This is a genomic window from Nocardioides dilutus (assembly GCF_054779555.1).
The window spans coordinates 698,914-714,723 of sequence record NZ_BAAGYA010000003.1 but is presented as its reverse complement, the minus strand read 5'-3'; the positions used below and the strand labels follow the sequence as shown (position 1 = coordinate 714,723).

Genomic DNA, 15,810 nt, shown 5'->3' with positions numbered 1-15,810 from the left:
GTGCCACGGCATAGGGTGACGGCCATGGCCGCCGTGATCGAGTTCGCCGGCGTGACGGTCCGGCGGGGAGACGCGGTGCTCCTCGACGAGATCGACTGGGTGGTCGAGGAGGACGAGCGCTGGGTGATCCTCGGGCCCAACGGCGCCGGCAAGACCACGCTGCTCCAGGTCGCCGCCGCCCAGATCCACCCGACCACCGGTGTCGCCGCCGTCCTCGAGGAGGTGCTCGGCACCGTCGACGTCTTCGAGCTCAGGCCCCGGATCGGGCTGACCAGTGCCGCGCTGGGGGAGCGGATCCCCCGCGGCGAGCGCGTGCACGACGTCGTCGTGTCCGCGTCGTACGGCGTGGTGGGCCGCTGGCGGGAGGAGTACGACGACCTCGACCACGGACGGGCCGACCGGCTGCTCGGCGAGCTCGGGGCCGCCCACCTGGCCGACCGGACCTTCGGCACCCTCAGCGAGGGGGAGCGCAAGCGGGTGCAGATCGCCCGGGCACTGATGACCGACCCCGAGCTGCTGCTCCTGGACGAGCCCGCCGCGGGGCTCGACCTCGGCGGCCGCGAGGACCTCGTCGCCACCCTCTCGGTGCTGGCCATGGACCCCGACTCCCCGGCCACTGTCCTGGTGTCGCACCACGTCGAGGAGATCCCGCCCGGCTTCAGCCACGCGCTGCTGCTGCGTGAGGGCGGCACGGTGGCCTCCGGGCTCCTGGACGACGTGCTCACCGAGGAACACCTGTCCACGACGTTCGGGATGCCCTTGGTCCTGGACAAGGCCGACGACAGATGGGCCGCCCGACGGCGGCGGATGCACTAGTCGATGCACTAGGTTTCCGGCATGGACTGGATCAGCGACCACCTCGCCGCGGTGTTCCTCGGTCTGGCGATCGTGCTCGGCGTGGCCGAGCTGGCCAGCATGGACCTGATTCTGCTGATGCTGGCAGCCGGGGCCCTGGCCGGCATGGTCAGCGCCATCGTCGGCGCCGGGTTCGTCGTCTCGGCGCTGGTTGCGGCCGGAGTGGCCACCGCGTGTCTCGCGCTGGTCCGGCCGTCGCTGGTCAAGCGGCTGCACTCCGGCCCGGAGCTGCAGATCGGCCACGGCAAGCTGGTCGGTGCCCAGGGCGTGGTGACCGAGAAGATCACCGGCCTCCAGGCCGGCCGGATCAAGCTCGCCGGCGAGTTCTGGACCGCGGCGCCCTACGACGACACGGTCTCGATCGAACCGGGGGAGACCGTCGAGGTGCTCGAGATCAAGGGCGCCACCGCCTACGTCCACCCGGTCCCCCGGCTGGAGTCCTGACGCGGGGACCGACTGTTGGGAACCGAGGCAGAGTCGTCGTACGTCTTGTAGTGCACAACTGACGCATCACCCAGAGTGAGGAGACGCCCATGGGCGGTCTGATCGTCCTGATCCTCTTGCTGTTGCTGTTCATCCTCGTGATCACGGTGCTGGCCAAGACGGTGCGCATCGTGCCGCAGGCGCGGGCGGGGATCGTGGAGCGCTTCGGCAAGTACAAGCAGACCCTGCCGGCGGGTCTCAACATCGTCATGCCGTTCATCGACCGGGTGCGCTACCTCATCGACCTGCGCGAGCAGGTCGTGAGCTTCCCTCCGCAGCCGGTGATCACCGAGGACAACCTGGTCGTGTCGATCGACACCGTCATCTACTTCCAGGTGACCGACCCGATCGCGGCGACCTACGAGATCGCCAACTACATCCAGGCCGTCGAGCAGCTCACCATGACCACCCTGCGCAACATCGTCGGTGGCATGGACCTCGAGCAGACGCTGACCAGCCGCGAGGAGATCAACCACGGCCTGCGCGGCGTCCTCGACGAGGCGACCGGCAAGTGGGGCATCCGGGTCAACCGGGTGGAGATCAAGGGCATCGACCCGCCGCCGTCCATCAAGGACGCGATGGAGAAGCAGATGCGAGCCGACCGTGACAAGCGGGCGTTGATCCTTACCGCCGAGGGTCAGCGGCAGTCCGCCATCCTCACCGCGGAGGGCAACAAGCAGTCTGCGATCCTCAACGCCGAGGGGGATCGCGAGTCTCTGATCCTCCGGGCCCAGGCGGACCGCGAGTCGTCCATCCTTCGAGCCCAAGGTGAGGGGCAGGCCATCCAGACCGTGTTCCAGGCGATCCACGACGGTCAGCCGGACCAGTCGTTGCTGGCCTACCAGTACCTCCAGATGATGCCCAAGATCGCCGAGGGCGACGCCAACAAGGTGTGGGTCATCCCCTCCGAGATCACCAAGGCGCTCGAGGGCCTCGGCTCGTCGATCCACGAGATCGCCGGCATCCCGAAGCATTCTGGCGGTCCCCGCACCCGGGTGGACATGGGCAGCATGGAGCCGGCCACGCTCGAAGGCAGCGGGGCGCTTCATGATCGGGAGCTGAGCGAGGCCAACCAGGCGGTGCAGGAGGCGATCGCGGCCGCCGAGGACGCCGCCAGCCCCGGCGCCGACACACCGGCCGACGACTCCGGAACGCCGCCGGCGGCGCCGCCCACCTCATAGCGGGTGTCGCTGCTCGAGGCGCTCCTGATCGGGCTGGCCGGGCTCGCGGCGGGGACCATCAACACCGTCGTCGGGTCCGGCACGCTGATCACGTTCCCCACCCTGCTCGCCTTCGGTGTGCCGCCCGTGACGGCCAACGTGTCCAACACCATCGGCCTGGTGCCGGGTTCGCTGTCGGGAGCGATCGGCTACCGGCGTGAGCTGGCCGGCCAGCGCGCTCGGGTCCTGCGGCTCGCGGTCGCGTCCCTCGTCGGGGGTTTCGCCGGCGGAGTGCTCCTCCTGGTGCTGGACGAAGCAGCCTTCGAGGCGATCGTCCCGGTGCTGATCCTGCTGGGCCTGTTCCTGGTGGTCTTCCAGCCGCGGATCTCCGCCTGGGTGGGTCGGCGCCACGAGGCGCTCGGCACCGGCCCGCGTGGCCTCACCGGAGCGTGGTGGGTGTGGCCGGCGGTGCTGCTGACGGGGGTCTACGGCGGCTACTTCGGCGCCGCCCAGGGCGTGCTGCTGATGGCGGTGATGGGCATCGGCATCGCCGAGAGCCTGCAACGGCTCAACGCCGTGAAGAACGTGCTGGCCATGCTGGTCAACGCCGTTGCTGGGGTGCTGTTCGCGATCGTCGCCGACGTGGACTGGCTGGTGGTCGCGCTCATCGCGGTGGGCTCGATCATCGGCGGTCAGGTGGGCGCGACCGTCGGGCGCAGGCTGCCGGACCCGGTGCTGCGGGTGACGATCGTGGTCGTCGGGCTCACCGCGCTCGGGGTGTTCCTGTTCGCCTGAGAGCTACTTCCGGCGCAGGCTGACGATGCCCTGGCCCACCCCCAGCAACGCGGCGCCGGCGAGCAGCGCGGCCCGGGCCGGCTTGACGGACTTGTCCTGGAGACCGAGGGCGGCCGCGCCTGCGTCGGCCGCGTCGACCGCGACCCCGGCCACGATCAGGTTGCGGCGGGCGGTGCCCTTGGCGAGCAGCGTGGCGGCACCCAGCGCCACCTCGCGGGAGCCGGAGAACCGGGTCCCCAGCGCCAGGTCGGGGTTGCGCTGCAGGTCCTGGCCCAGGAGCCGAGCTGCGAGGTCCGGACGCACGAAGAACAGGAGACCGACGACGATCCGGCCGAGCGACAATCCGATGATCGGGTTCATAGGGGGAGCCTAGGGTGCGTCGACGTACGCCTGGCGCCAGGTCTCGATCTCCTCATAGACCTTGGCGCGCGGACCGGGCCGCGACAGCACGACGTCGTGGCGGGCGCCATCGATGGCGACGTAGGTGACGTGCGGGCCGAACGACGTGGCCCAGCGCCGGATCTGGGCCACGTCGAGCACGATGTCGGTCCCGTGGACCTCCTCACCCATCTCGGTGGGCTGCGAGGAGCGGCCGGACGACAGGACCAGGACCGGGCAGCCGACGTTGAGCCCCTGGTGCAGCTGGGTGTGGCCGTTGCGGATGGCCCGGAGCCAGCCCGCGTAGACGGTGAACGACTGGACCGGCTTCCAGAGCAGGTCGAAGTCCCACTCGCCGTCGTGGTCGCGATGCAGGCTGCGGGCGTAGAAGCCGGTGACCTGGCGCTTGATCTCGCGCATCGGCTGGCGCACGCCGACCTGGTTGAGGACCGGTGTGCTCGCCAGGCGCAGCGCGGTGCTGCCGGGGAGGTCGGTCCACGGGGAGTTGAGCACCATGCCGGCGAGCTGCTCGGGCTGGAACGCGTTGGCCCAGAGGCCGATGATCAGGCCTCCGGTGGAGTGCGCGGACAGGACGACGTGGTCGTGCCCGTCGCGGGCGACGATCCGGTGCCAGGCCTCCTCGATCTCGTCGAAGTGCTCCTTCAGGTCGCCGACGTAGTTCGGTGTCTGGTGCCCCCGGAGCGAGCGGCCGTACTTGCGCAGGTCGAGCGCGTAGAAGTCGTAGCCGCGCTCGGTCCACCACTCGGCGAACTCGGTCTGGAAGAAGTAGTCGGCGAAGCCGTGCACATGGAGCACGGCCTTGGTCGTCGTCCTCGCGCGGCTCCTGGTGCCCGCCTTGGTCGGGTAGGCCGGCCGGTGCACCAGCGTCGCGACCACCTCGCCCTCGTGGTCGTCCGGAAGGGTCAACGTCTCGGCGAGGTAGGGCTTGCCGAGCACGTCCGGGACCCAGGTCGTCTCCGTGCTCACGAGGCAGAACGGTACGCCGTCGCGGCTTCGACCAGCCCGGCGAGCAGGCCGACGTCGGCAGCGGTCTCCGGGTGCCACTGCACCCCGACGCAGAACCTTTCGCCGGGGCTCTCCATCGCCTCCAGGGTGCCGTCGGCGGCGCGGGCCGACGCGGTGAAGCCGGGGTGCTCGCGCACGGACTGGTGGTGGTGGCAGCTCACCGCGAGCGACGGGCCGACCAACCTCGCCACCCGGGAACCGGGCTCGGTGGTCACCTCGACCTCGCCGAACACGTCGCCGCCGGGGCTGTGCTCCTCGTGACCGACCAGGTCCGGCGTGTGCTGGTCCAGACTGCCCCCGGCGTGCACGGCCAGGACCTGCATGCCGCGGCACACGCCGAGCACGGGCAGGCCTACGTCGTCCGCCGCGTCGAGCAGCGCCGACTCCCACGCGTCCCGGTCCGGCCGCCAGCCGGCGGTTCGCGGGTGCGGGTCGGCGCCGTAGCGGCTGGGGTCCACGTCGGCGCCGCCGGAGACGACCAGCCCGTCCAGCCGGGACACCGCCGCCTCGGCCGCGCCGGGTGCGGCCGTCGGTGGCAGCAGCACGGGTACGCCGCCCACCGAGGTGACCGCCTCGGCGTACTGCGCCGGCAGCAGGTCGGCGCGCTGCCGCCAGACCCCCCAGGCCGCCTCCTCGCGGTAGACGGTCAGCCCGATGAGCGGTGGTCGCATCTCAGAGCGGCGTCACGTAGGCCGCCGAGATGCCGCCGTCGACGAGGAACGTGCTGGCCGTCATGAACGACGACTCGTCGGAGGCCAGGAACAGCACCGCGTTGGCCATCTCCTCGGGCTCGCCGAACCGGCCCATCGGGACATGCACCAGGCGCCGCGCGGCACGCTCCTCGTCCTTGGCGAACAGCTCCTTCAACAGGGGGGTGTTGACCGGTCCCGGGCACAGCGCGTTGACCCGGACGCCCTCACGGGCGAACTGCACACCGAGCTCGCGGGTCATGGAAAGCACTCCGCCCTTGGACGCCGAGTAGGAGATCTGGGAGGTGGCCGCGCCCATCACCGCCACGAACGAGGCGGTGTTGATGATCGAGCCGCGCTGCTGCTCGAGCATGTAGGGGAGTGCCGCCTTGCAGCACAGGTAGACCGAGGTCAGGTTGACCTCCTGCACCCGGCGCCAGGCGTCCAGGTCCGTGTCCAGGATCGAGTCGTCGTCGGGTGGGCTGATGCCGGCGTTGTTGAACGCGATGTCGACCGAGCCGTAGGTCTCCTTCGCCATCCGGAAGAGCGCGTCGACCGCGTCCTTGCTGGTCACGTCGACGTGGACGTAGGTCGCCACGCCCTCTCCGCCGAGCTCGTCGACGACCTGGGCACCGGCCTCGTCGTTGACGTCCCCGATGACGAGCTTGGCGCCTTCCTCGGCGAACCGCTTCGCGGTCGCCAGGCCGATGCCGGAGCAGCCGCCGGTGATGACCGCCACCCGGTCCTGGATGCGTCCTGCCACTGGTTGCGTACCAGCCTTTCCTTACGAGGTCTCGAGACGGTCGCTGCGCGACCTCCTCGACCACCGACTAATGTGCGATGAAGACGTTCTTCTCCTCGGTGAACGCCAACGGGGCGTCCGGACCGAGCTCGCGGCCGAGGCCTGACTGCTTGTAGCCGCCGAACGGCGTCCAGTAGCGGACCGACGAGTGGCTGTTGACGCTGAGGTTGCCGGCCTCCACCGCCCGGGCGACCCGCAGGCCGCGCCCTAGGTCGTTGGTGAAGATCGAGCCGGAGAGGCCGTACTCGGTGTCGTTGGCCCGGGCGACGGCGTCCGCCTCGTCGTCGAAGGGCATGACCGCCACCACGGGGCCGAACACCTCCTCGCGCCAGATCCGGGTCGCCGGGTCGTCGACGGTGACCACGCTCGGCGGGACCCACCAGCCGGCGCCGTCCGGCCGCGACCCGGTGAAGGCGACCTCCACCTCGTCGAGGTAGGCCTGGACCGAGTCCCGCTGGCCCGAAGACACGAGCGGGCCCATCTCGGAGGCTTCGTCCGCCGGGTCCAGCACCCGCAGCGCCGCCACCGAACGCTGGAGGCCATCGAGGAACTCGTCGTACGCCGACCGCTCCACGAGGATGCGCGACCGCGCGCAGCAGTCCTGGCCGGCGTTGTCGAACACGGCATAGGGCGCCGAGGCGGCGGCGGCCGCGATGTCGGCGTCGGCGAAGACGATGTTAGAGCTCTTGCCGCCGAGCTCGAGGGTGACCGGCTTGACCTGCTCCGCACATCCGGCCATCACCCGCTTGCCCACCTCGGTCGACCCGGTGAAGACGATCTTGCGGACCAGGTCGTGGGTCACGAAGCGCTCGCCGACGACCGAGCCCTTGCCGGGCACCACGTTGAGGACGTGCTCGGGCAGTCCGGCCTCCAGCGCCAGCTCACCGAGCCGGACGGCCGTCAGCGGGGTCAGCTCGGCGGGCTTGAGCACCACCGTGTTGCCGGCCGCCAGGGCGGGAGCGAAGCCCCATCCCGCGATCGGCATGGGGAAGTTCCAGGGGACGATGATGCCGACGACGCCCAGCGGCTCGTAGAAGGTGAGGTCGGTGCCGCCGGCGACCGGGATCTGCTTGCCGAACATCCGCTCCGGGGCTCCGGCGTAGTAGTTGAGGCAGTCGCGGACGTTGCCGGCTTCCCAACGCGCGTTGCCCCAGGTGTGCCCGGCGTTGCGCACCTCCAGCTCGGCGAGCTCCTCGACGTGCTCGTCGACGACCGCGGCGAACCGGCGCAGCAGCCGGGCGCGCTCGCCGGGGGCGACGTCGCGCCACGCCGGGAACGCGGCGTGGGCGCCCTCGATGGCGGTGTCGGTGCCGGCGAGGTCGGTGAGCGGGACGTCGACGACCGGCTGCTCGGTGGCCGGGTTGATGACGGTGAAGGTGCTGGTCACAGTCGCTCGAACCCTCGGTAGAGCTCCCAGTCGGTGACCGCAGCGCCGTACGCCGCCAGCTCGACGTCGGCCATGTTGACGTAGTGGTCGACCACCTCGTCGCCGAAGCACGCGCGGGCGACCTCGGATGCCGCGAACCGGTCGCGGGCCTCGAGCATCGTCGAGGGGACGTGCGGCTTGTCGGAGTCGTAGGCGTTGCCGACCAGCTCCGCCTCCAGCGGCAGCCCCTGCTCGATCCCGTGGAGCCCGCCGGCGACCATCGCGGCGAGCGCGAGGTAGGGGTTCACGTCGGCGCCGGGCACCCGGTTCTCCATCCGCGCACCGGCGCCCTTGCCGACCAGCCGGACCGCGCACGTGCGGTTGTCCTGGCCCCAGGCGATCGCGGTCGGGGCGAAGGACCCGGCTGCGAACCGCTTGTAGGAGTTGATGTTGGGCGCGTAGAGCAGCGTGAAGTCGGCCATCGTCGCCAGGACACCGGCCACGAACGAGTCGTAGAGCGGAGTCGACGTCCCCGCCTCCTGGTCCCAGAACACCAGCGACCCGTCCTCGCCACGGAGTGAGAGGTGGATGTGGCAGGAGCTGCCCTCGCGCTGGTTGTACTTGGCCATGAAGCTGATCGCCTTTCCCTGCTGGGCCGCGATCTCCTTGGCGACGGTCTTGTAGACCGCGTGGTTGTCGGCGGTGGTCAGGGCGTCGGCGTAGAGGAACCCCACCTCGTGCTGGCCGAAGTTGCACTCGCCCTTCGCGCCCTCGACGTCCAGCCCCGCGTCGTACATGGTGTTCCGGATGGCGCGCAGCAGCGGCTCGACCCGGCTGGTGCCGAGGATGGAGTAGTCGACGTTGTACTGGTTGACCGGCGTCAGGTCGCGGTAGCCCGCGTCGGCGGCCGCCTCGTAGGTCGTGTCGAAGGCGATGAACTCGAGCTCGGTTCCGGCGAGCGCTTGCCAGCCCTGGGCGGCGGCCTTGTCGAGCTGGGCCTGGAGGATGCTCCTCGGCGACTGCACCACGGGGGAGTGGTCGAGCCACACGACGTCGCACTGCACCATCGCGGTCTTCGGCAGGTGGGTGAGGAGCCGGATGGTGCGGTCGTCGAGGACGAACTCCATGTCGCCGTAGCCACGCTCCCAGGACGAGATGGCGTAGCCGCCGACGGTGTTCATGTCGACGTCGACGGCCAGCAAGTAGTTGCAGCCCTCGGTGCCGTGCTCGACCACGTGGTCCACGAAGTAGCGGCCGTGCAGCCGCTTGCCCTGGAGCCGGCCCTGCATGTCGGTGAACGCGACGACAACCGTGTCGACCTCACCGTCCTCGATCCGGACGATCAGCTGTTCCATCGACAGGTGTCTGTCGTTGCGGAGCTGGCTCTGGCGGTTGCGGGTCACACTTCCCCTATCCCACGAGGCCGCGCAGGAGCGCGGCCGTGTCGTCGCAGTGCTCTTCCATGACCTTGCGCGCCCGGTCCGGCTTGCCGGCCAGGATCGCGGCGACGAGCCGGGCGTGCTGGCGGTCGGAGTGAGCGATGTTGGTGCCCAGCACGGGGATCGCGAGGAGCATCTCGTTCAGCACGGACTGGACCGACGTGACTGCCTCGATGGTGCGCGGCGAGCCGGTGACCGAGGCGATGGTGAGGTGGAACCGGGAGTCCGCCTGGCGGTGCGCGGCCGGCTTGTCGGCGGAGGCCACCTCGGCGTGCGCCGACTCGAGCTGCTGTCGGCGTACGTCGTCGAGCGGGCGGGCGGCCGCCAGCGCGGCCGCCCCTGGCTCCACGATCCGGCGGAAGTCCAGCGCGTCCAGCCAGTCCTGGCGCCGCGTTCGTGAGATGCGGGCCGCGGCCCGCGCCGATGTGGTGCCCGGCTTGAGGGTGACCACGGTGCCGCCCCCGCGACCGCGGGTGGTCTCGACCAGACCCGCCTGGCGCAGTGCGGCCATCGCCTCGCGCAGCGTCGCCCGGGACACCCCGAGGAGCTCGGCCAGGTCCCGCTCGGCCGGGAGCGTCGTCCCGCGGGGATAGACGCCCAGCCGGATCGCGGTCGCCAGCTGCTCGACGCACGCCTCGAAGGCGTGGTGGCCCCGCACCGGCCGCAGCACTGCCGCGGGGAGGTGGGGGGAAGGCAGGGCCATGGCGGACATCCTCAGGACGAGGCACGGCCAGTGTCAATGTGACCGGCGGGTAAAGGTCTGAGTTCATACCAATTTTTCACAAGGGTGTTTACACCCCGCGAACCGCAGGTCTAGGTTCCCATGCGTCGAGTCGAACCTAGGAGACGACCATGACCAACCAGAGGCCGACCCAGCCGGCGGCACAGCTCGGCGGAGTGACCTACTCCCACGCCGGCGAGGGCTACTTCGAGAAGCGTCAGCTCAGGCGGACCGCGGGTTTCTGGGGCCTGTGGGGCATCGGTGTAGCCGCCGTCATCTCCGGTGACTTCTCCGGCTGGAACTTCGGCATCGGTGAGGCCGGCTGGGGCGGGCTGCTCGTCGCCTCCCTGGTCATCGTGGTCATGTACTTCGGCATGCTCTTCTCGATCGGGGAGATGGCGGCGGCGATGCCGCACACCGGAGGTGCCTACTCGTTCGCCCGGTCGGCGATGGGCCCGTGGGGTGGCTTCGTCACCGGCCTCGCGGAAACCGTGGAGTACGTCTTCACCACAGCGGTGATCGTCTACTTCTCGGCCGGCTACGCCAACGCTGCCACCGACGAGCTCGTCGGGCTCGACCTCACCGACTCGATGTGGGTCTGGTGGGTCATCCTCTACATCGCCTTCGTGGCGCTCAACTCCGTCGGCGCCGAGGTGTCCTTCAAGTTCGCGATCGTGGTGGCGGTCATGTCGATCGCCATCCTGGTGCTGTTCGCGGTCCTTGCCCTGGCCAACGGTGCCGTCGACCTGGGCCGCCTCGACGACATCGCGCCGGAGGCGGGCAACAGCTCGTTCCTCCCCTTCGGCTGGGAAGGCGTGCTCTACGCACTGCCCTTCGCGGTGTGGTTCTTCCTGGGCATCGAGGAGCTCCCGCTGGCCGCCGAGGAGTCCCACGACCCGGCCACCGACATCCCGCGAGCCGGCATCATCGGGCTCATCACCCTGTGTGCGACCGGGGCCATCGTCCTGGTGCTCAACCCGGCGGTCTCCGGCTCGGCGGCGTTGGCGGCCAGTGATGAGCCGCTGCTCGACGGGTTCCGTGCGTTCATGTCCGACGACTGGGCCGCGGTCCTGTCCCTGTTCGCCCTGGTCGGTCTGCTCGCCAGTCTGCAGGGCATCATGTTCGCCTACGGCCGGAACATGTACTCCCTGTCCCGCGCGGGCTACTACCCGAAGGCCCTCTCCCTCACCGGAGCCCGCCAGACCCCGTGGATCGCCCTCGTGGTGGGTGGGGTGATCGGACTGGTCGCGATCATCATCGTTGACGAGGTCGGGGGCACGGCCGGCGACATCATCCTCAACATCGCGGTCTGGGGTGCGGTCATCGCCTACGTGCTGCAGATGGTCTCCTACGTCCTCCTGCGCCGCCGGTTCCCCAACGTGGTGAGGCCGTACGTCAGTCCCGTCGGTGTCCCGGGAGCAGCGGTCGCCGGGGCGATCGCGGTGCTCACCTTCGTCGGGATCCTCTTCAACGAGGCCTACCGCCCCGCGATCATCGCGATCGCGATCGTGTTCGCTGCCGGCCTGCTCCTGTTCGGCCTCTTCGGGCGGCACCGGCTCATCCTGTCGCCGGAGGAGGAGTACGCCATGAGCGGCGGCGTGCACCGAGACCCGCAGGTCGAGCACTACGGGTCGGAGCTCGAGGCGGAGCTGCCGCCGGAGGACTTCACCAGCTAGGCCGGCAAACGCGGACCGCGGGCCCCCACCGATCGCAGTAGGCTTCATCGGTGGGGGACTCTCGGGCCACGCAGAGCGGGGCCGTCGGGTTCGCCGGCGGCAGGATCCGTGGCTGGCGCACCGGTTCGCGTGAGTCGCAGGTCTTCGTGATGGGCCTGCTGCTGATCGGGATCTCGGTGTCGTTCACGATCTCGCTGGCCCGGCCGCAGTGGATGCCGCTCGCGGCCTACTTCGTCTGGCTGCTGCTCTGCATGCTCCTGCTCAAGTTCGTCCCGCTGGTGGTCGCGGCGCTGTGGGACTGTCTGGCCGCCGTCGTGTCGACGGCCGCCGGGGGTCCCGTGTTGGGCGCCCGGGCGGTCGCGATTGGGCTGTTCCTGGTGGCCGTCGCGATCGTGCTGTTCGAGGCCAGCCGCCGGCGAGGCGGCTTGCCGGTCACGGAGAGCGAAGCGTTGTTCAGCGAGCTGCGCGACCGGCTGCAGCGCCAGGGGACCATCCCCGAGCTGCCGGCCGGCTGGCACGCGCAGTCGGCCATGATCGCCTCACACGGCGTGGACTACGCGGGCGACTTCCTGGTTGCCGACCTCAGCGACGACCAGCGCCGGCTGGAGGTGATCCTGGTCGACGTGGTCGGCAAGGGCACGACCGCCGGTCCGGCCGCTCTCCAGTTCGCCGGGGCACTCGGTGGGCTGCTGGGCGCGCTGCCGCCGGTCGAGCTGTTCCGGGCCGCCAACCACTTCTTGCTCCGCCAGAAGGAGGACGAGCAGTTCGCCACCGCTGTCCACCTGGTCCTCGATCTCGCCGAGGGCACCTATGAGATCACGAGCGCGGGCCACCCACCGGCCCTGCGCTACGACCTGCCGACCGGCGAGTGGGTGATCGACAACGCCCGCGGCACGGCACTCGGCGTGCACAAGGACCCCGAGCTGCACCGGACCGACGGCCGGATCTTCCCCGGCGAGGCGCTGATGTTCTACACCGACGGGGTCGTCGAGTCCCGCACCGAGCACCTGGACGTCGGCATCGCCTGGTTGCAGCGCACCGCCCGCGAAGCAGTCCGCGGCGGCTTCCCGGGCGCCGCCAAGCGGCTCATCGGGCAGGTCGACAGCGGGGAGGACGACCGGGCGGTGCTGATCCTGAGCCGTGATGTCACGCCGGAGGGCTCGAGTAGAGCTCCCGGATGACGTCCTCGATGTCCGGTTCCTGGATGGACAGGTCCGCCACGTCGTACGCCGCCGCGACGGCGGCGACCAGCGGGGCCGCTGACGCGTCTGCGGGGAACGTGAGCCACTGACGCGGTCCTTCGACCCGCCGGGTGGTGGCGCCCGGGACGTCGATGGGTGGCGCCTCGTCGACCAGGTCGACCACCAGCGTCCGGGTCGAACCGCCGCGCTGGTGCAGCCCGGCCAAGCCGCCGTCGTACACCGCGGTGCCGTGGTCGATGACGATGACCCGGTCGCACAGGGCCTCGATGTCCTGCAGGTCGTGGGTGGTCAGGACCAAGGTCGTGCCGTGCTCGGCGTTGAGGGCGCGCAGGAACTCGCGCAGCCGCCCCTTGCTGATCACGTCGAGCCCGATGGTGGGCTCGTCGAGGAAGAGGATCTCGGGGTCGTGCAGGAGCGCCGCGACGATGTCGCCACGCATCCGCTGCCCGAGGCTGAGCTGGCGGACGGGGGTGTCGAGCAGGGCGTGCAGGTCGAGCAGGTCGACGAAGCGCTCGAGGTTGTCCCGGTGACGCGCCGCGTCGACGCGGTAGATCCTCCGCAGGAGGTCGAAGGAGTCGCGCAGCGGCAGGTCCCACCACAGCGTCGTGCGCTGGCCGAAGACCACGCCGATCCGCCGGGCGAGCTCGACCCGGTCACGCTGTGGCTCGAGGCCCGCAACCCGGATCGCACCTGCGGTCGGGACCAGGATCCCGGTGAGCATCTTGATGGTCGTCGACTTCCCGGCACCGTTGGGGCCGATGTAGCCGACCATCTCGCCGGCCTCGACGGCGAAGGTCAGGTGCCGGACCGCGTGCACGACGTCGGTCGTCCGCCGCAAGGCACCGCGCCTGCGTCGGACGACGAAGGTGCGCTCGAGATCCTTCACTTCGATGAGCGGGGTGTCCATCAGGATCCTGTCGAGGTGTAGCGGCGGACGCCGGCGCGCCAGACCACGAGCGCGACGGCGACCATGACCAGGGCGGCGACGGGGGAGCAGAGCTGGAGCCAGCCGGGCAGGCCGAACGGGTCGTCGCGGCCGAGCAGGAAGAGACACGGATACCAGTTCACGAAGGCGACCGGCACGACGAAGGTCAGGGAGCGCATCAGCTCGCGCGGGAAGATCGTGAGCGGATACTGCGTCAGCGTCGCGCCGCCGTAGGTGAATGCGTTGGCGAACTCCGTGGCGTCCTTGGTCAGGAACTGGATGCACGAGAACGCCACGAACAGCCCGAAGAAGATCGCCCCTCCGGAGACGACCATCATCACCGCGACGCCCACCCGGGCCGGCGTCCACTCGACGTACGTCGCCGCCCAGGCGAACACGATGGCCGCCTGCGTGATGCGGCCGAGCCGGCGCAGCGTGAACTGGTCCGCGCAGACCTGGAGGAGCAGGGGCAGCGGCTTGGTGAGCATCTGGTCGAGACGACCGGTCCGGATGTACTCACCGATCCGCTCCACGCTGCCGATCAGGGTGTCCGCGATCCCGAGCCCGAGCGAGGAGGCGCCGTAGAGCAGGGCCACCTCGTGCAGCCCGAACCCGCCGAGGAGGTCGAGCTGGCTGAACATGATCCAGATGGCCACCGCGTCCAGGCCGGTGATCAGCCCGTTCGCGATCACGAGGGTGATGAACGACGTGCGGTAGACCCACGCCGAGCGCACCCAGAGGCCGGCGATCGCGGCGTACATCCCGACGTGTCCCCGGACGGACGACCCGGTCGGCTGTGACACGTCAGCCACCCTGGACCACCACCTTGCGGGTGGCGGCGCGGAGCATCAGCGAGCAGCAGCCGAGCAGCACGATGATCCAGACGACCTGGAACCCGAGGTAGCCCACGATCGCGGAGCCCTCGTGGCGGCCGAGCCACAGGTCGGCGGGCACCTGCATCATGCCGGCCCAAGGCAGCGCCTCCGCGAGCGTCCCGAGCGAGCCTGGGAAGATCACGAGCGGGAGCGTCATCCCGCTGAAGAAGATCGCGAACGCGTCGGAGAGCACTCGGACCCCGTTGGCGTCGAGCAGCCAGAAGGCCGTGCACGCGACCAGGAACCGGATCGCGAAGCTGACCGTGACGGCCAGCGGGACGCTGAGCAGGAACGCCGCAGCGTTCGGGATCGACGGCGGCAGCGTGAGCTCGAACAGCGCGAGGCCGACCACCATCGGCGCCAGCCCGCGGGTGAGCAGGTGGTAGAGCGCACGTCCGAGGTCGCCCGCGAGGTACCAACCGATCAGCCCCACGGGGCGGTAGAGGTCGATCGCGACGTCGCCGGAGCGGATCCGCTCGAGCAGGTCGGTCGTCGTCCCGCCGCTCCAGATCGCCACGGTCATCAGCAGCGCCTGGCCGAGCCAGACGAAGGTCACCGCATCCACGGAGTCGTAGCCGCCGGCGTCCGGGTTCGCGTGCCACAGGGCGAGGTAGGCGTAGGAGTAGATGACCCCGAACACCGAGTTGGTGAAGATCCCGGCCAGCGTGGCCGCCCGATAGGTGGAGTAGCGCCGGAAGGCTCGCGTCGCGACCGCGACGTAGAGGCTCACGGGCGGATCACCGGCGAGAGGTTACCCGCGCTTCGCCCTGGCCACTATCAGCGCGGCAAGCGTGCCGCCGAGGGTGCCCAGCGTCATGTCCCCGAGCGTGTCCTCGTAGGCCGTCTCGATCTCGGTGCCGTGCCGGATGAACGTGTACCACTCGCCGATCTCCCAGCCGAGCGCGAGCATCGAACCGATCCCGGCCACCAGCACCACCCGGGCCCAGGGCGGCCGCACGGCGCCCACGATCAGCAGCCCGATGCCGGCGTTGAGGAAGACCCAGTTGACGAAGTGGTTGAGGTCGTCCCACCACACGAGCGTGTCGTAGAAGTCCAGGCTGTTGCCGGTCGTGTCGACCAGGAAGCCCAGCATGACCAGGGCGAACGCGACGTAGGGGACCTCGGCCTCGGGTCGCCTCCGCTTGACGGCCAGCCACCAGACTGCGGGGACGAACAGCATCATCACCGGGTAGGCCGCCAGCCGGGCGCCGAACGCCTTGTCCTCGAACCGCTCGATGCCCGGCACGAACGTCGCCACCGCCAGCTGGCCGACGGTCGCGAGCAGGATCAGGGCCGGCAGCCAGACCAGGCCGCGCCTCCCCGTGCGTTCCACGGGACGCATCATGCCGGTTCGCCGAGCGTCGCTGTGCTGAGTGGCCCGACGGCCTTGACAACTATTCTTGTCAATGACACGGTTG

17 protein-coding genes are annotated in these 15,810 nt (G+C 70.2%); 6 read left to right on the top strand and 11 right to left on the bottom strand.

Annotated features, from left to right (window positions below; translation table 11 throughout):
• Window positions 1-24: 24 nt before the first annotated feature.
• The 4 genes from ACYVC6_RS19160 to ACYVC6_RS19145 all read left to right on the top strand — a co-directional run bounded on the left by ACYVC6_RS19160 (window position 25) and on the right by ACYVC6_RS19145 (window position 3,293).
• Window positions 25-816: an ABC transporter ATP-binding protein gene (locus tag ACYVC6_RS19160; protein WP_460716054.1), complete on the top strand. Its 792-nt coding sequence runs from the start codon at window positions 25-27 to the stop codon at window positions 814-816.
• Window positions 817-837: 21 nt separating this feature from the next.
• On the top strand, window positions 838-1,299 hold the full coding sequence (locus ACYVC6_RS19155; RefSeq protein ID WP_460716053.1) for an NfeD family protein: 462 nt from the start codon (window positions 838-840) through the stop codon (window positions 1,297-1,299).
• Between the two features lie 89 nt (window positions 1,300-1,388).
• On the top strand, window positions 1,389-2,519 hold the full coding sequence (locus ACYVC6_RS19150) for an SPFH domain-containing protein (RefSeq protein ID WP_460716052.1): 1,131 nt from the start codon (window positions 1,389-1,391) through the stop codon (window positions 2,517-2,519).
• 3 nt (window positions 2,520-2,522) lie between these two features.
• Entirely contained in the window at window positions 2,523-3,293 is a 771-nt protein-coding gene (locus ACYVC6_RS19145) for a sulfite exporter TauE/SafE family protein (protein ID WP_460716051.1), read from the top strand.
• Between the two features lie 3 nt (window positions 3,294-3,296).
• On the opposite strand, the gene ACYVC6_RS19140 is transcribed toward ACYVC6_RS19145, so the two are convergent.
• From ACYVC6_RS19140 to ACYVC6_RS19110, 7 genes are all read right to left on the bottom strand, one after another.
• On the bottom strand, window positions 3,297-3,653 hold the full coding sequence (locus ACYVC6_RS19140; protein ID WP_460716050.1) for a hypothetical protein: 357 nt from the start codon (window positions 3,651-3,653) through the stop codon (window positions 3,297-3,299).
• A 9-nt stretch (window positions 3,654-3,662) separates the two neighbouring features.
• A complete protein-coding gene (locus tag ACYVC6_RS19135) occupies window positions 3,663-4,658 on the bottom strand; it encodes an alpha/beta hydrolase (protein ID WP_460716049.1) in 996 nt (331 codons plus the stop codon).
• A complete protein-coding gene (locus ACYVC6_RS19130; protein ID WP_460716048.1) occupies window positions 4,655-5,368 on the bottom strand; it encodes a gamma-glutamyl-gamma-aminobutyrate hydrolase family protein in 714 nt (237 codons plus the stop codon). The genes ACYVC6_RS19135 and ACYVC6_RS19130 overlap by 4 nt, the downstream gene beginning before the upstream one ends.
• Before the next feature lies 1 nt (window position 5,369).
• The gene (locus tag ACYVC6_RS19125) at window positions 5,370-6,149 is read right to left on the bottom strand and encodes a 3-oxoacyl-ACP reductase (protein ID WP_460716047.1); all 780 of its coding nucleotides are present in this window, start codon (window positions 6,147-6,149) and stop codon (window positions 5,370-5,372) included.
• 67 nt (window positions 6,150-6,216) lie between these two features.
• Window positions 6,217-7,575, bottom strand: coding sequence for an aldehyde dehydrogenase family protein (locus ACYVC6_RS19120; RefSeq protein ID WP_460716046.1), 1,359 nt, complete (start codon window positions 7,573-7,575; stop codon window positions 6,217-6,219).
• Window positions 7,572-8,957 carry a glutamine synthetase family protein gene (locus ACYVC6_RS19115; protein WP_460716045.1) on the bottom strand — a complete coding sequence of 462 codons (1,386 nt, stop codon included), beginning with the start codon at window positions 8,955-8,957 and terminating at the stop codon, window positions 7,572-7,574. Before ACYVC6_RS19115 ends, ACYVC6_RS19120 begins: the two co-directional genes overlap by 4 nt.
• 7 nt (window positions 8,958-8,964) lie before the next feature.
• A complete protein-coding gene (locus tag ACYVC6_RS19110) occupies window positions 8,965-9,696 on the bottom strand; it encodes a FadR/GntR family transcriptional regulator (protein ID WP_460716044.1) in 732 nt (243 codons plus the stop codon).
• A 149-nt stretch (window positions 9,697-9,845) separates the two neighbouring features.
• Here ACYVC6_RS19110 and ACYVC6_RS19105 point away from each other — a divergent pair, with 149 nt between their 5' ends.
• Window positions 9,846-11,390: an amino acid permease gene (locus tag ACYVC6_RS19105; protein ID WP_460716043.1), complete on the top strand. Its 1,545-nt coding sequence runs from the start codon at window positions 9,846-9,848 to the stop codon at window positions 11,388-11,390.
• A 50-nt stretch (window positions 11,391-11,440) separates the two neighbouring features.
• A complete protein-coding gene (locus ACYVC6_RS19100) occupies window positions 11,441-12,571 on the top strand; it encodes a PP2C family protein-serine/threonine phosphatase (protein WP_460716042.1) in 1,131 nt (376 codons plus the stop codon).
• Here ACYVC6_RS19100 and ACYVC6_RS19095 read toward each other — a convergent pair.
• Genes ACYVC6_RS19095 through ACYVC6_RS19080 form a run of 4 tightly spaced genes read right to left on the bottom strand, consistent with a single transcriptional unit; the run spans window position 12,537 to window position 15,725 of the window.
• On the bottom strand, window positions 12,537-13,499 hold the full coding sequence (locus ACYVC6_RS19095; protein ID WP_460716041.1) for an ABC transporter ATP-binding protein: 963 nt from the start codon (window positions 13,497-13,499) through the stop codon (window positions 12,537-12,539). The two genes, ACYVC6_RS19100 and ACYVC6_RS19095, sit on opposite strands and share 35 nt — an antisense overlap.
• Window positions 13,499-14,320, bottom strand: coding sequence for an ABC transporter permease (locus ACYVC6_RS19090; RefSeq protein WP_460716040.1), 822 nt, complete (start codon window positions 14,318-14,320; stop codon window positions 13,499-13,501). The genes ACYVC6_RS19095 and ACYVC6_RS19090 overlap by 1 nt, the downstream gene beginning before the upstream one ends.
• A gap of 1 nt (window position 14,321) precedes the next feature.
• Window positions 14,322-15,122 (bottom strand): ABC transporter permease, encoded by an 801-nt coding sequence (locus tag ACYVC6_RS19085; RefSeq protein WP_460716039.1) that lies wholly within the window; start codon window positions 15,120-15,122, stop codon window positions 14,322-14,324.
• Between the two features lie 21 nt (window positions 15,123-15,143).
• Window positions 15,144-15,725, bottom strand: a complete 582-nt coding sequence (locus ACYVC6_RS19080; protein ID WP_460716038.1) for a hypothetical protein — start codon at window positions 15,723-15,725, stop codon at window positions 15,144-15,146.
• Window positions 15,726-15,810: the final 85 nt, after the last annotated feature.